This window comes from Geobacillus sp. 47C-IIb (assembly GCF_014679705.1).
Classification (GTDB): Bacteria; Bacillota; Bacilli; order Bacillales; family Anoxybacillaceae; genus Geobacillus; species Geobacillus thermodenitrificans.
In genome coordinates, this window is record NZ_CP061473.1 from 490,602 (window position 1) to 505,363 (window position 14,762).

Annotated in this window: 13 protein-coding genes and 1 pseudogene; 7 read left to right on the top strand and 7 right to left on the bottom strand. The window is 46.7% G+C overall.

Annotated features, from left to right (window positions below):
* Genes IC804_RS02395 through IC804_RS18435 form a run of 4 tightly spaced genes read left to right on the top strand, consistent with a single transcriptional unit; the run spans nt 1 to nt 3,170 of the window.
* The gene (locus IC804_RS02395; RefSeq protein ID WP_190300660.1) at nt 1–867 is read left to right on the top strand and encodes a PD-(D/E)XK nuclease family protein; all 867 of its coding nucleotides are present in this window, start codon (nt 1–3) and stop codon (nt 865–867) included.
* A 55-nt stretch (nt 868–922) separates the two neighbouring features.
* Nucleotides 923–1,108 (top strand): PD-(D/E)XK nuclease family protein, encoded by a 186-nt coding sequence (locus IC804_RS18995; protein WP_255505880.1) that lies wholly within the window; start codon nt 923–925, stop codon nt 1,106–1,108.
* A gap of 3 nt (nt 1,109–1,111) precedes the next feature.
* Nucleotides 1,112–2,290, top strand: a complete 1,179-nt coding sequence (locus IC804_RS18430) for a UvrD-helicase domain-containing protein (RefSeq protein ID WP_223812877.1) — start codon at nt 1,112–1,114, stop codon at nt 2,288–2,290.
* Nucleotides 2,259–3,170: a 3'-5' exonuclease gene (locus tag IC804_RS18435; RefSeq protein ID WP_223812878.1), complete on the top strand. Its 912-nt coding sequence runs from the start codon at nt 2,259–2,261 to the stop codon at nt 3,168–3,170. Before IC804_RS18430 ends, IC804_RS18435 begins: the two co-directional genes overlap by 32 nt.
* Nucleotides 3,171–3,357: 187 nt before the next feature.
* On the opposite strand, the gene IC804_RS02410 is transcribed toward IC804_RS18435, so the two are convergent.
* On the bottom strand, nt 3,358–4,263 hold the full coding sequence (locus IC804_RS02410; protein ID WP_190300662.1) for a nuclease-related domain-containing protein: 906 nt from the start codon (nt 4,261–4,263) through the stop codon (nt 3,358–3,360).
* 400 nt (nt 4,264–4,663) lie between these two features.
* Between IC804_RS02410 and IC804_RS02415 the strand changes: the two genes are divergently transcribed.
* From IC804_RS02415 to IC804_RS02425, 3 genes are all read left to right on the top strand, one after another.
* Nucleotides 4,664–4,996 (top strand): hypothetical protein, encoded by a 333-nt coding sequence (locus tag IC804_RS02415; RefSeq protein WP_008880513.1) that lies wholly within the window; start codon nt 4,664–4,666, stop codon nt 4,994–4,996.
* 366 nt (nt 4,997–5,362) lie between these two features.
* Nucleotides 5,363–5,830, top strand: coding sequence for a CBO0543 family protein (locus tag IC804_RS02420; protein WP_008880512.1), 468 nt, complete (start codon nt 5,363–5,365; stop codon nt 5,828–5,830).
* A gap of 160 nt (nt 5,831–5,990) precedes the next feature.
* Nucleotides 5,991–7,559: an IS1182 family transposase gene (locus IC804_RS02425; RefSeq protein ID WP_190300613.1), complete on the top strand. Its 1,569-nt coding sequence runs from the start codon at nt 5,991–5,993 to the stop codon at nt 7,557–7,559.
* 113 nt (nt 7,560–7,672) lie between these two features.
* On the opposite strand, the gene IC804_RS02430 is transcribed toward IC804_RS02425, so the two are convergent.
* The 6 genes and pseudogenes from IC804_RS02430 to IC804_RS02455 all read right to left on the bottom strand — a co-directional run bounded on the left by IC804_RS02430 (nt 7,673) and on the right by IC804_RS02455 (nt 14,697).
* Nucleotides 7,673–8,644, bottom strand: a complete 972-nt coding sequence (locus IC804_RS02430; protein ID WP_008880511.1) for a sugar phosphate isomerase/epimerase family protein — start codon at nt 8,642–8,644, stop codon at nt 7,673–7,675.
* Nucleotides 8,645–8,764: 120 nt separating this feature from the next.
* The gene (locus IC804_RS02435) at nt 8,765–9,919 is read right to left on the bottom strand and encodes a Gfo/Idh/MocA family protein (RefSeq protein ID WP_060475985.1); all 1,155 of its coding nucleotides are present in this window, start codon (nt 9,917–9,919) and stop codon (nt 8,765–8,767) included.
* Nucleotides 9,916–10,665: pseudogene (locus IC804_RS02440) on the bottom strand (ThuA domain-containing protein). Before IC804_RS02440 ends, IC804_RS02435 begins: the two are co-directional and overlap by 4 nt.
* Before the next feature lie 61 nt (nt 10,666–10,726).
* Complete coding sequence (locus tag IC804_RS02445; RefSeq protein WP_008880508.1) at nt 10,727–11,806, bottom strand: Gfo/Idh/MocA family protein; 1,080 nt, start codon at nt 11,804–11,806, stop codon at nt 10,727–10,729.
* Between the two features lie 150 nt (nt 11,807–11,956).
* Entirely contained in the window at nt 11,957–12,961 is a 1,005-nt protein-coding gene (locus IC804_RS02450; RefSeq protein ID WP_008880507.1) for a LacI family DNA-binding transcriptional regulator, read from the bottom strand.
* A gap of 419 nt (nt 12,962–13,380) precedes the next feature.
* The gene (locus IC804_RS02455) at nt 13,381–14,697 is read right to left on the bottom strand and encodes an MFS transporter (protein WP_223812879.1); all 1,317 of its coding nucleotides are present in this window, start codon (nt 14,695–14,697) and stop codon (nt 13,381–13,383) included.
* Between the last annotated feature and the right edge of the window lie 65 nt (nt 14,698–14,762).

Below are 14,762 nucleotides of genomic sequence, written 5' to 3' on the forward strand. Positions count from 1 at the left end.
ATGTATCCGGAGCGTATTGCCTATACATGGCCAATGTCAGCTGAGATTGAGCGAAAAATTTTAAATGCAGCAACCAAACAAAAATTTCCAAACAAAAATTCTTTGCTTCGTTATTATGCAGATCGCTCTGTTTATTATATTTACGCTGTTTTGCAAGCGGCGAACAAAAATATTTTTATTTGCTATTCCCAATTTGAGAACGGGATTAAACTCTCTCCTTCCCATTACCTGTATGATATCGCAAAAGCCCTTGGGATTGGGGAGACTAACGCCCCGTCTTCGATTGAAAGTCTGCTGGAAAAAGAGGAATTGCTATTTGATGCCGGGAGAATTTCAAACGCCAAATCTTTACCGTTCCATGAACCTAACCTGCCGCCTTTGACAAAAGACAAAGTAATTACTATTGAAGATATAGCGGTTTATCAATTCTGTCCGAGAAGATTTTATTACGAAAAAACATTAGACCGGGAATATGTATACTCAACTGCCTTTCATCTTCAAAATTATGCAACTTCTTTTTTGTATGAAAAGGCCGTTGGTTTATTAGTCAAAAAATTCCCTAAAGTATCCAAGGAAAAGATGGATGTCATTATACGCTCGTTGCCTAGTATTATTGACGAAGCAGAAAAAGAGATGAACATTGTATTCCCAATGTCAAAGCGCTACTGGGAAGATGTAAAAATGCGTGTCGATTTTCATCTGCAAGGATTGCTTAAACAAATTTTATCAAACCCGGATCACAATCAGGCATCACTATCGATAATAAGCCAACGGAATGAAGCAAAAATCAATGGGTATACTTTTTATCGGCGAACGCCAATTACGCGTTTCTTATGCAACGGTATCGCACCATTACCCAATTACTAACCTACGAAGAATTTTGTCCTTCTCGACAAATGAAGCAAAAGAAGAAAGAGAGAAGATGGAAAAAATCAAAAACGATTATTTTGATTTGCTTGGTAGATTTTGCCGAAAAGAACAGGAGGCTGAACAATCACTATCTTATTACGCCCAACAAATCGAATCAGGACAATTCTCCAAAACAGCTGGAGCCCATTGTCGCTATTGCGCTTTTGAAAATGCTTGTAAAGAAAAAGGAGTAAGCTAACCAATGAACTTGACAGATGAACAGCGAGCAGTGATTGAAGCAAACAGTCGAAAAATTTTAGTTAAGGCTGGGGCCGGCACTGGAAAGACAGAAGTATTGACACGACGGATCATCCAATTAATTGAGGAAGATCCGTCCTTATCCATCACTGAGATGGCTATTATCACGTTTACAAATAAAGCGACGGAAGAATTGCAGGCAAGATTGAAAAATCGTTTATACGACAAATGGAAAAGCTGTTCGTCTGCAGACGAACAGCGAAGGTTTCGATATGAACTGGAGCTGTTAAACTCCTCCCAAATTTCAACCATTCACAAGTTTTGCAAAAACATCTTGAACGAGGCCGGCCCATATTATTTAGATGACGTATTGTTTAACCCAAACTTCCGCGTCAAAACTGATTCGCGTAATCAGGCGATTACCGAAGTGATCGAAGCTTGGCTTCAAGAAAAAAGAGAGAGCAATGAATCAATTGAACACTTGAACATTATGCCTGTCCATAAGTTAAAAGATATTCTTTCGACTGCCTATGAGATGCTGCGTACAAAAGGTCTGGATATTGAAACCGTGCTAACCCGAACGAAGCGTTATGCATCGTTAGAAGAACGAACTGTACGGAGACTAAAAAAAGAATTAATTGAGTTGCTAGAGCGCGTCCATAAACATCATTATTTGCTAAAGTATAACTCATTAGATATCGATGATCTTCTTGAGTACTGCTACAAAATACTCAAGAACGATCGTGGCTTGTTGCGGAAAATCCAGCAAAAGTATAAATATATCTTTATTGATGAGTTTCAAGATACCTCTCTATATCAGTCGGAAATGGTCAAATTAATTTGTGATGAATCAGACGATGCCCCTTCATTATTTTTAGTCGGTGATTTAAAACAGTCAATCTATGAGTTTCGAGGAGCGGACATTGATTCATATTCAAAAATTGAAGAATGGATTGCCAAGGACGGGTTGGTGCTGACATTATCGACAAACTGGCGTTCAACTCCATCGCTTGTCGTGTTTGTCAACACAGTTTTTGATCATATTAAGAAAAAAGGAGCTGATGATTACACTTTTTACCAAGAACCATTAAAACCTAGAGATGCGAATGCCAATATCGATTTTAGCACAGTATCTGAATGGATTTTATGCCATGAAGAGTCACAAGCTAAAAAAAGTAGCTGAGTGGCTTAAGGAAAAACTAACTAACGATGACCCTAACCGCTATTGTTTACTATTTCGGAAGAATTTCGAAATCAAAGCTTTCGAGAAAGAATTTGTAAAACATAAAATTCCTTTTAAGGTCATTGGAAACGGTGACTTCTACAACTGTCGAGAAATTATTGATTCCCTTAAATTGCTCCAATACTTATATATGCCAACAATGGACAAATACACTTTGGAAGCATTGGGCACTATTTTTATCAACCATGACCGCTCCAAGTTAGATCAACTTTATGGAAATCTAAAACCAGTCCTTGCAAAATTTACACCGGCGCAGATATTGGATTACATTTACAAGTTCACCCTTGCCTATAAAATGTATCCGAAACAGGTATATGCTAACCTTGTAAAATTAAAACAACTTGCACGGGAGTTAAGTTTTAATGAACACATCACCTTAGGACAGTTCATCCAATGGCTCTCAGCCATGATCCAAGCGAAGAAAGACGAACCGCAGGCGGATGTTCTCGATCTTGACTCTAATGATCGCTACGTCACGATGATGACGATTCACAAAGCTAAGGGGCTTGAGTTTCCAATTGTGATCCTGCCAAATTTAGATCAAAGCATCAGCCAGCAAGCGCTAAACCCTGAAATTTTGTATCATCGTGGTCAAATGACACTTGAATTATGCTATGAAAAATACTATTCAACGAACACAAAAATAATATCAAAAGGTTACGAAGAAGCCGTCAATCTAAATAAATATGCGACGTATTCAGAAGAACTGCGGGTGTTATACGTTGCCTTAACGCGGGCTAAAGAAAAACTACTGCTTGTTGGATCGGCAAATTGCCCGCAAAACAAAATTTGCTACCAAAATTGGCTAAAAATCGATTAGCGCAAGGCTAATCGATTTTTTAGCTGCTCGGTCAACGATGATCGTTTATTTGCTGTTAATACGATCCTTGTATGATATCTTCCCTGCTCCATAATCAATTTTAAGCACTCGTCAAAAGAAGATGGACGGACAGAATTAATATCGACAATAAAAAGGCAATCTGCATTGTAATGCTCCTTCACTTGTTTTAAATCAGAAACTGTAATTGACAATCCTTTTTTGTCATCAATCCTCTGTTTTTTAACATGTCAACAATCAATTCTTTCAATGTTTCTTTTCTTAAAAAACGATTGAGTGGATAAGTTATCACTACATTTTTCACTTCTTCTTTCTGGTAAAGGTGGTGAATCCGATCGACAATGTAATAAAGTTCATCCACATAATGCTCAAAAGGAATGAATTGAATGTTTTTTGGAAAGCATGTTTGATTCTTTCCTTCTTCCTTCTTCCGTTCCTCTTCTGATGAAGAATTATCTAAATTAACATGGCCAATTTTAATAATCGGGTAAATAACTTGTTTGATAATATGAGCTTCTTCTTGGGAAAGGCTATTAATTGTAAACAACTTTCCCATCATCTTATTAATTCTCTCATTTAAGATATGACTATTTTCGAGATCTTCGATACATAGTATTTGATCACTCGGAATCACTTGATCAATTCCTAAATGGGTAATGTCATGTCTTGTTAAATCGCTAAAAACACATCCTGTGATTACGGGGAATTTCAGCCTCCCCTGAAAATTTCCTTTCCATTCAAGTAATTCTTCATGCTGGCTTAATAAATTCATTAACTCATTTCGATACTCAATTGCTTGGCTTAGAGGGTTTTTTATACTGATTTCCCTCCCATCATTGTATATTTTCCAATAATCTTTTCTGATTTCCCGAATTGTCCGCGGAACATAATCCTTTACTTCCATGATCAAAATTCCATAGTATTCATGGAAAAGTACAAAGTCAGGATATTTTCCATTAATCACCGGTTCATAGTACACTGTCCATAAATCGTCCAAATTCTCTTTTAAGGTATTAAATAGTTTCTCTTCTCCACTCGTTTTAAATACCGGGCGTTCTGGGATGACATATGCCATTTTATTTTCCCTTCCTCATAAAACAATTCAGCTTGTTATTCATTGAGTTTTCTTATGCATTTATTATATCGCTTCTTCCTTTTTTGCAAAATGTTCTCTTTTTTTTGAGAGGATTGGTCATTTGTAATTTTAATTAAAACTCCCTTTCCTCACATCCCCCAGTATCATGCTAAAGCAACATCGACATTGCTCACACATGGAGATTTGAACACTAATACAGATTGGGGCGAGTACCACGACTGAACACGAGGATACTCATTGGTGGCCATGTCTTTCTTAACACTTGCGGTTCGACTGCTTGCGCGGCAGATGCTTGGGCACACACAGGAAAATAGGCATGTCTATTTCTCCTAGTTGGCGCTATACATATAGTATAGTTGTCCAAAAGGAGGAGAGCAGGATGGTGCTGTTTGACGTGGAACACCGGTTGTATTATGAAGCGATCAATTCGGCGCGGCCGAAAATGGCGCCGGTTCGCCAAGACCGGGCGTGGGGATATGTATGGAAAACCGTAAACGGTGAGCCGGTGAAGTTTTGGATCGATTTTCATCGCGGACGGTATATGTACTTTGAATACGGGCGAAAGTGGTATCGGGTGGCGTATTTGCAGGCGAACGAACAGAAGTCCGGAAGGGATGTGCTAAATGGAGCGATGATTGATTTGACCAGCGATGGTCACCGTCTTCTCTTCATGAAAGGGCGCATCCACCGCCAATCGGCGCGCGCGGTGTAAGATGCGGCGCTAGCGCCGTGGATTGGGGTATGATGGCACCAAAGCTGCCAGCGAATCACTAGGTCCGCCCTTTCTTCGTCTCCAATGAGCGAGCATTATGCTTAGTCGTGAAAAATAATCACTTCTCCTTCGCACAACGGTTTGTTAGTATTGTAAGGTCACGGATCCCAAGATTTCTCTATTTGAGAAATCTTATTTTTTATCCCCATTTCCTATTCAATCCCCAGCCTCTTGGGAACGTTGAGCAGCCTTTCCTTCAGCCACAAAGTCCCCGGACAAAAACTGCTTCGTGGACGATGCTTTTATACTAAGCCGTATCTGTCCATAATAACTAATAGCAAAGCCCTCATAGGAGATGACGAAATCATGGATCAAATCCATTTGTGGTCGTTGCTCGTTATTGGTGCCATTCTATTATTTTTCAGCCTGCGAACCCCGCCCATCAAGGACAAACTTTGCGTGTTCTTGTTAAAAACGTATTTTTCCACGTTTTTCGGCGTGATTGTTGTAGAAAACAAACTCTTAGAGTACCCTGTCCGGTTTTTAGACCAATATTTTGAAGCAAGCATCCTGTTCGAATATTTCCTTTATCCGATCGTTTGTGTTTATTTTTATCAAACTTCGTATCACTCGCGCCTGCCTGGTATTATTGGCCAATGCTTATTGTACGCGGCCGCTTTGACAGGTGTTGAGGTGCTTTACGAAAAGTACACGAATTTGATTGAATACCATCGATGGACGTGGATGTATTCGTTTATCACCATTTTTGTTCTGTCGTTTTCCGTTCGGATGTTGATGAAACTAATTCATAAGCGGGAACAATCGACCAGCTAGTGGATGCTGGACTTTTAAAGAAACAATATAGAGGATGTCCCAAAAGTGTTCGCATAGCGTTCGCTTTTGGGACACTTTTTTGGATAAAAAAGAAGAAAACCGTTCCTCTTTTGGTATAATAGAGTCACCACAACCCTACCAAAGAAAGGACGGTTTTCTTATGTACATTTATTATAACCGAGATCAACTCATTTTGCCAATGGATCTTGAAATTTTCATTCCCAAACATCATCTTTGCCGGATCGTGGATCTGGCAGTGGAAAAAATGGATCCGGCTCTGTTCGTTTCCCTCTATCCTGGCGGAGGGCGTCCAGCCTATCATCCGAAAATGATGTTGAAAGTCATCCTGTATGCCTACGCCAATCGGATCTACTCCTCTCGCCAAATCGCCAAGCAGTTGAAAGAAAACATTTACTTTATGTGGCTATCCGGCCATCAAACACCGGATTTTCGCACGATCAACCGATTTCGGTCGGAACGGATGAAGGACATCATTTACGAAACGTTTTTCTCCATTGTCGATCTTCTGCGTCAAGAAGGGTTGGTCAAGTTAGAGGATTATTTTCTGGATGGAACGAAAATCGAGGCCAATGCCAACCGATATACATTCGTTTGGCGCAAATCAACGGAAAAGTACGATCAGAAACTGGAGGAGAAATTCCGGAAAATCGTTGCCTCGATCGAACAGGTGACGAAAGAAGATGAAGAGGCGGAACAAGAGGGGGATTTTCAAGAAAAGCTGGAAGCTTCACCGATCACGTCCGAAAGGATCGAAGCCGTCATCGAACAAGTGGAAGAGCGCCTAAAGAAAGAGCCGAAGAATCGTACGTTAAAGAAAGCCAAACGGCAATTGGAACAAGATCTTCTCCCCCGTAAGAAAAAATATGAAGAATACAAAGAAAGATTAGGCGAACGGAACAGTTTTTCGAAAACGGATCCGGATGCCACGTTTATGCGGATGAAGGACGACCATATGAAAAACGGCCAGCTCAAACCGGGGTACAATGTGCAGATTGGGACAGAGAACCAATTCATCACTGGATTTAGCGTGCATCAACGGGCAGGGGATGCCGGATGTTTCATTCCGCATTTGGAGCAATTGGCCGCCTATGGGCGTCCAATGCCTAAACAAGCCATTGCGGATTCCGCCTATGGGAGTGAGGAGAACTACACGTACTGTGAGAAAAAGGAGATAGTCGCCCTGATCAAGTACAACACGTTGGATCGGGAACAAACGAAAGCGTGGGCGAAGGAGATCGGCCGAATCGAGAACATGACGTATGATGAGGAGCTGGATGAGTGGATTTGCGCCAAAGGGGAACGGTTGGTGTTTGTGTATGAACGGAAGGAAACGACCGACAACGGGTACGTTACCGTCAAACGGACGTATCGTTGTACGGCTTGTGCCGGATGCCCGTTTCAGACGGCATGCGCCAAAGGCAAAGACACGAAAACCATCCGCGTTTCCTTGAAAAATCAACAACAACGGCAGGAGATCCGTAAACGGCTGTCCACGGAAGAAGGGGCGGCGACGTACCGAAAACGACAAATCGAAAACGAGCCGGTGTTTGGGCAAATCAAGCACAACCAGCAATTTCAGCGCTTTTTGTTAAGAGGGCTCCCAAAAATTACCTTGGAATGGGGGCTTATTTGTGCTGCTCACAATTTGAGAAAGTGGGCGGCCACAACCGATCCAACAAAGAAAAAACAGGATAAAATTCAGAAATAAGGAGAAATTCCTGCTTCAAAAAAGGAATAAATAACCAAATAGTAAAGAAAAGAAACAGAGGCTGTCCCCAAAAGGTCGGTTTAACGACCTTTTGAGACAGCCTCTTTGTTTTCTTATGCCCACCACATCTCAGGCAGTTCTTCTTTGAACAACACATTTTTCAAGAGCGTCACGGCTTGGGACAGCCCTTCATCGATCGAGGCAAGCATGTCTTCATGCTCGATCGAGAGCACATAGTCATAGCCGACCGCGCGCAGAGCGCTGACGATGTCGCGCCAACATTTTTCGCTTTGACCGTAGCCGACGGTGCGGAATACCCATGAGCGATCGAGAATTTGGCTGTAATGTTTCGTATCCAGCACACCGTTTTTGCGAATGTTCGCTTTGTCCAAGTACGTGTCTTTCGCATGGACGTGGAAAATCGCTTTTTCACGGCCAAGCAATTTGATCGCTTCGACTGGGTCGATGCCTTGCCAAAGGAGATGGCTCGGGTCGAAGTTGGCACCGATCGTTTCGCCGGCGTGTTCACGCAGTTTGAGGAGCGTTTCCGGGTTGTAGACGACAAAGCCCGGATGCATTTCAAAAGCGATTTGATGAATGCCGTGCGCTTTGGCGAACTCTGCTTCTTCACGCCAGTACGGGATGACGACTTCGTCCCATTGCCATTTTAAAATTTCCAAGTAATCCGGCGGCCAGGAGCACGTGACCCAGTTCGGATACTTGGCGCCAGGATGGTCGCCCGGGCAGCCCGAGAAGGCGTTGATGACCGGGACTTCGAGCTGCTCGGCGAGTTTCACTGTTTTCCGCCATGTGTCATGCGATTGCTTCGCAAACGTTTTGTCCGGATGGAGCGGGTTGCCGTGGCAGCTGAGCGCACTAATGATAAGCCCACGGTCGTGAACCGCTTTTTTCAATGCTTTGATTTTTTCCGGCTGATCTAACAGTGCATCCGGATCGCAATGAGCGTTGCCCGGGTAATTACCGGTACCAAGCTCGACGGCTTCAATGCCCATCGCAGCAATCTTATCGAGCATTTCTTCAAACGGCAACTGTTGATACAGAACGGTAAATACGCCTAGTTTCATTTGTTTTTCTCCCCCTTCTCGCCGGTGTAAGGCCGGTCAATCAGCAACCGGCCTCACCGCTCCATTTTATTTTGACGGCGCTGTTAGCGCCCGTGTTGGCAGCGGCCGAACAAAAACTGTTTATTCCGCCACCCGCACCCACTGTTTCGTGCGATGGCTTTCCAAAATGGCGTCAACGATCGTCATCGTATAGTGGCCGTCGGCGATCGTCGCAAACGGCAGCTCCCCGAGCGCCTCGCCGCGCTGTTTCCGGATGATGGCATTGTAAAAGTCGAGGAACAAGTTTTTCAGCCCATCCGGCCAGCCTTCTTCATGACCGCCTGGGTAATGGGCGAGCGCGGCGGCTTGCGGCGACAAGAGCGACGGGTCACGGACGACTTCTTCGTTCGGGCCGTTGCGGCGCCCGATCCAGAGGCGGTTCGGGTGCTCTTGATCCCAAGCGAGCGTCATCGCATCGGTAGCGATTTCAAAATAGAGCCGGTTTTTCCGGCCGGCGCTCACTTGGGAAATCGTAAACGCGCCGTGAGTGCCATCATCAAAATGGACGAGCACACTGCCGCCGTCTTCCGTATCAATCTGAACCGGTTCGGCGTCTTGAGCATGCCCGGATGTAAACGTGCTCCCTTCCTGCTTCGGTTTGTAGCGGACTGGATGGACGGTGCGCAAATCGGCGAACACTTCGACGATGCGTTTTCCGAGCACGTATTGCACTGTGTCGCACCAGTGTGAGCCGATGTCGGCGATGGCGCGTGACGGACCGTTTTGCGCTGGGTCAAGCCGCCAGTTGTAATCAGTGTCATAAAGCAACCAATCTTGCACATAGCCGCCATAGACGAAATGGATGCGCTTTGCGTCGCGGGCGATCCGCTCTTTCGCTTCGGCGACGAGCGGGTAGTGGCGGTAGTTGAAGCAGACAGCGCTTAAACCCGGGCTTTTTTCAGCCAGCTTTTTCAGTTCGATTGACTGTTCGCTGTTCATCGCGAGCGGCTTTTCTGATAATAAATGTTTTCCCGCTTCAAGTACGGCCTTGTTGATCGGAAAATGCAAGACGTTGCGCGTGCAGTTGTGAACCGCTTCGACGTCCGGGTCGGCGATCAGCGCCTCATAGTCGCCGTATGCTTTCGGAATCCCGAACCGGCGCGCGGCTGCCTCTGCTTTTTCTTGGCTGCTTGAAGCGATGGCGACAATGTTCACGAACGGCAGGCGGCGGAGCGCCTCAATATGAGATGAAGCGGAAAAACCGGTGCCGATGATGCCAACATTGATCGATTTCATCGCGCTGCTCCCCCTTGTTTCGCTTTAATCGGTTCAAGCGGTTTGACGTTGCCGAATATGATTTCCCCACGGTTGACCGGTGCGGCCCAACGAACCGCGTTGGCGATCACTTTCAGCACGTCTGGGTGATGATACGTTGGGTATGTTTCATGGCCAGGACGGAAGTAGAAAATTTTCCCTTTCCCACGCGTAAACGTGCAGCCGCTGCGGAACACTTCTCCACCTTCAAATCAGCTGATGAAAATCGTTTCGTCTGGCTCCGGAATGTCGAAAAACTCACCGTACATTTCTTCTTGTTCGAGCTCAATGTACGGCCCGATCCCTTCCACGATCGGGTGGCCCGGGGCAACGACCCAAAGCCGCTCTTTTTCATCGGCTTCACGCCATTTTAAATTACATGTCGTCCCCATCAGCTTTTTGAAAATTTTCGAGAAATGGCCGGAGTGAAGGACGATGAGCCCCATTCCTTCGAGGACGCGACGGTGGATGCGTTCAACTACTTCGTCTTTCACTTCATCATGGGCGATATGCCCCCACCAAACGAGAACGTCGCACCGGTCAAGCCCTTCGTCAGTCAAGCCGTGTTCCGGTTCGTCCAATACAGCGGTTGCTGTGTCAAACCCGGCTTCGGCTAAGTAGTTGGCGATGGCGGTATGCATCCCTTCCGGATAAATGGCTCTTACTTTTTCATTTTTCTTTTCATGGCGAAATTCGTTCCAGACGACAACGCGGATTGGTGTTGTCATATGGTGATCCCCCCTCGATTGGATTTCGGTTTGCCGCGGCATACACAAAGTGGTTGATCTCTTACCATTCGATTCGGACTTGTTTCCCTTGTTCGGACGATGCATAAATCGCTTCTAACACTTTGGCGATCATGAGTCCTTGTTCTGCCGTGCAAAGCGGTGTTGTATTATTGGTGATGCTTGTAACGAAATGGTCAAGCAACGCCACCCGTTCGCCTTGGTCGTCAAAATGGAGTGTGACGTCAGCCGGGACACCGTGTTCACTGCGGAACCATTTCACTTCTTGACGGTTGCCGGTCACATTCCACTCCCAGCGCACACCGCCTTCCGTGCCGAGAAACTCGACATATGCCCGTTCCTCTTCAATGTGCGACGCCCAGCTCGTCTCAAGCAGCACAGTCGCGTCGTTTTCCAGTTGGATGAATGCCGAGGCAAAGTCTTCCACCGTATACGAAGCGTTTGGCGCAAACGACGTGCCCGGCCATGCCCCTTGATGACGTGGACCGAACTTCGCGTATGTTTTCCCCGTCACCGCGACCGGGTTCGGGTTTCCAAGCATCCAAAGCGTGACATCAAGCATATGAACGCCTAAGTCGATGAGCGGACCGCCCCCGGAACGCTCACGGTCAAAAAACCACGCCCCCCATGCAGGAATACCACGGCGGCGCACCCAACCTGTTTTGGCGTAATAAATGTCGCCGAATGCGCCTTCTGCGATGCGTGCATGAAGCCATTGCGCCGCTTGGCGGAACCGGTTGTTCAGCGACACCATAAACTGTTTCCCTGATTCGTCGCGGGCGCGAATGATGGCGTCCGCCTCTTCCGATTTCATCACCATCGGTTTTTCGCAAAGAACGTGTTTCCCGGCCCGCAGGCTGTCGACCGCCACTTGGGCGTGCAAAAAGTTCGGCACGGTAATGATGACGGCATCGACATCTGGTGAGGCGAGCAGCTCTTTATAGTCGCGGTACACGTCGCGGATGCCGTATGTTTCCGCTTTTTCCGCGGCCGCTTTTTCGTTGACATCGCAAATGGCCTGCAGCACGACGCGCTCCGGGAGCTTGAGCGCCGCTTGAATATGTGCGGTTGAAATCCCACCAGCTCCGATTAACCCGAGGCGAATTGGACGTGCGTTTTCCATATCGTTTCCTCCTTGCATCCACTTGTTTTCAAGCAACTTGTTTCTAGATTGCCACTTATCTGAAGCAACACATCGAGTGATGTAATCGATTACATCACCCTTACAAAAAAATCCGCCTATTCTCCGCCGCCAACGAGGGGAGCGCTTTCATCAAACCGAGCACTTCCCCCCGCATGACTCACGAATGACAAGGTGATCAGGCAAAACAAGCTGACGGCGGCTGACCTCGTTCCCTTCAATCAGCTGAAGCAAAAGCTCCATCGCTTTTTGGCCGATCTCAAACGTCGGCTGGGCGATCGTCGTGACAGCAGGTTCAAAAATCGAGGCCATTTGGATATCGTCAAACCCGACAACGGCGACATCATCTGGAACACGACCACCGCGGTGACGGATCGCTTTGATCGCCCCGATCGCCATCTCGTCATTGGCGGCGAAAATCGCTGTCGGTGGTTCTTCAAGGGCGAGCAACTTCAATGTCATGTTGTATCCCGATTCGTAGGAAAAGTCACCTTCTTGCACGAGTGCTGGGTCGGCATCGATTCCATGCTGCGCCAACGCTTGATAATAGCCGCGCAGCCGATCTCGCCCCAAAATGACATCCATCGGGCCGGACAGGTGGGCGATGCGGCGATGGCCGAGATGAATCAAATGTTCCGTTGCCTTGCGGGCGCTGCTAATGTTGTCGATCGATACGGTCGGGATATCGGTCCCCTCCAAATATTCGCACGCGAGGACAATCGGAAACTGCCGCGCCATTTCTTCCATCAGTTCTTTGCGGATGCGAGCAGTTAAAAAAATCATCCCGTCTACTTGCCTTTGCGGCAGTACATTCAAATATTGCTCCTCAAGCTGAGCATCATTTTGCGTATCGCCAAGCAGCACTTGGTACCCGTGTTCGAGAGCAACCGCTTCAATGCCGCGCAGCACCTTCGAAAAAAACGGGTTCGTAATATCGGGCACGACAACGAGCACCGTTTCTGTTTCCATGCGACGCAAATACCGGCCAAGCACGTTCGGCTGGTAGTTGAGCGCTTCGATCGCCTCGAGCACGCGTTGCTTCGTCTCTTCGGTGACGTTGCCGGCGTTGCGCAATACGCGCGACACGGTCGCCGTCGATACGTTTGCCCGTTTCGCTACGTCTTTTATGCTTGCCATAGATGAAATCCTCTCAAATATGTAATCGATTACATTACCATCGTATATGAAGCTTAGTACCGTTGTCAAGTCCCCTTTTCATACGATTAAAAATCTTCAATGTTTGCTTCCTTACGCGGGAATGAGCAACCAGTATCACAATCTTTCCGTTGGCAGCGACGGATAAAAACCTTTTTAGTTCAAAAAAACTTGGCGAAAAAATGTCGCTTCATCAAAATTTTTCAAACGGTGTTGCAAAGTCTTTTCATATCCATACTATTTACTTGGTTTATTTAGAAAACGCCCTAATCGGGAAGAATGATCAAAACACGCCAATAAAGGATCTAACGTTTTTCTGTTTTTTACATGAAAGACAACCGATTCAGCACCAAAAACGCCTCTGCACGAATGCAGAGGCGCCTATGGGTTCGGATCGATTATTAATCAATCGCTTGGCGGGCTCGGTCTTGAAGCATTTTGACACCGACGAGCGAAATCAATCCCATGACCACGATATAGAAGGAAATCGCGGTAGCGCTGCCGTATTTGTGCAGCAGCCACGTGCTGATGAGCGGCGCTGGTCCACCGGCAATGATCGCGGCCAGCTGGTAGCCGAGCGAAGCGCCGCTATAGCGCAGGCGTGTCGGGAAGTTTTCCGCGATCATCGCCGCCTGCGGGCCATACAGCATGCCGTGGAATACCATGGCGATGATCGTCGCCAACATAATCAGGCCTACGCTTTTCGTGTTGACGAGCCAATAATACGGGAACGCCCAAAGCATAAGCAAAATGGTACCCGTCATGTAGACACGGCGGCGCCCCCACCGGTCAGATAAATGACCGGAATACACAATGGCAAGCGCATTGATGATCGCAGCGACAATTGTCGCATTGACGAAAATGCTTTTTTCCATCTCCAAAAATGTCGTCCCATAGCTAACGATAAATGTGACAAAAATATAGAACGATCCGTTTTCAATCACCCGTGCGAGCGCAGACCAAAGAATTTCGCGCGGATGTTTGACAAGCACCTCGCCGACCGGCATCTTGCTCGTTTCTTGTTTTGCCAGGGCCTCTTGGAATAGCGGCGACTCCAGCACTTTCAGTCGGATATATAATCCGACAGCGATCAACAGAAAACTAAGCAGAAAAGGAACGCGCCATCCCCATGCATAAAAGCTGTCGCCGCCTACTGCGAGCATGAGCGTCGTCACAAGTGAAGAAGTGAGCAGCCCAAACGGCACGCCCATTTGCGGCAGCGAAGCCATCAATCCACGCCGCTTTCCTTCCTCCCACTCCATCGCAATCAAAATGGCGCCGCCCCATTCTCCGCCAACCCCGATTCCTTGAATGAGACGAAGCACGGTCACCAAGAGCGGAGCCCATAAGCCAATTTGCTCGTACGTCGGCATCAACCCGATCAACGCCGTCGCCAGCCCCATCAACAACAAAGTGGCGACCAGCGTTGCCTTCCGGCCAATTTTATCGCCGAAATGGCCAAAAATGGCCGCTCCGACCGGCCGGGCAACAAACCCTAAGGCGAACGTCGTGAACGATTGCATAAGCGCCACGTATGGGTCGCTTTGCGGGAAAAAGAGCTGTGGAAACACTAGCGCAGCCATCGTCCCATAAAGGAAGAAATCATACCATTCAATCGTCGTGCCGACCACGCTCGAAATCGCGGCCCGCCTTTTTTGGCGTTTTAACTCTGACGCATCCATCGTCGTTGTCATTGACGCCAGCACCCCTTTCATCATATGAAAACGCAAAAATAACAAATGAATAATAGCCAAAGCGACCTCGGTTGATTATTCGCTTCGAT

Excerpts from the sequence above, each read along its gene's own strand:
- IC804_RS18430 (WP_223812877.1), top strand. The coding sequence starts at position 1,112 with ATGAACTTGACAGATGAACAGCGAGCAGTGATTGAAGCAAACAGTCGA.
- IC804_RS02395 (WP_190300660.1), top strand. The coding sequence starts at position 1 with ATGTATCCGGAGCGTATTGCCTATACATGGCCAATGTCAGCTGAGATT.
- IC804_RS18435 (WP_223812878.1), top strand. The coding sequence starts at position 2,259 with ATGAAGAGTCACAAGCTAAAAAAAGTAGCTGAGTGGCTTAAGGAAAAA.
- IC804_RS02420 (WP_008880512.1), top strand. The coding sequence starts at position 5,363 with ATGGATCAAATCCATTTGTGGTCGTTGCTCGTTATTGGTGCCATTCTA.
- IC804_RS02410 (WP_190300662.1), bottom strand. The coding sequence starts at position 4,263 with ATGGCATATGTCATCCCAGAACGCCCGGTATTTAAAACGAGTGGAGAA.
- IC804_RS02455 (WP_223812879.1), bottom strand. The coding sequence starts at position 14,697 with ATGATGAAAGGGGTGCTGGCGTCAATGACAACGACGATGGATGCGTCA.
- IC804_RS02425 (WP_190300613.1), top strand. The coding sequence starts at position 5,991 with ATGTACATTTATTATAACCGAGATCAACTCATTTTGCCAATGGATCTT.
- IC804_RS18995 (WP_255505880.1), top strand. The coding sequence starts at position 923 with ATGGAAAAAATCAAAAACGATTATTTTGATTTGCTTGGTAGATTTTGC.
- IC804_RS02450 (WP_008880507.1), bottom strand. The coding sequence starts at position 12,961 with ATGGCAAGCATAAAAGACGTAGCGAAACGGGCAAACGTATCGACGGCG.
- IC804_RS02445 (WP_008880508.1), bottom strand. The coding sequence starts at position 11,806 with ATGGAAAACGCACGTCCAATTCGCCTCGGGTTAATCGGAGCTGGTGGG.
- IC804_RS02430 (WP_008880511.1), bottom strand. The coding sequence starts at position 8,644 with ATGAAACTAGGCGTATTTACCGTTCTGTATCAACAGTTGCCGTTTGAA.
- IC804_RS02435 (WP_060475985.1), bottom strand. The coding sequence starts at position 9,919 with ATGAAATCGATCAATGTTGGCATCATCGGCACCGGTTTTTCCGCTTCA.
- IC804_RS02415 (WP_008880513.1), top strand. The coding sequence starts at position 4,664 with ATGGTGCTGTTTGACGTGGAACACCGGTTGTATTATGAAGCGATCAAT.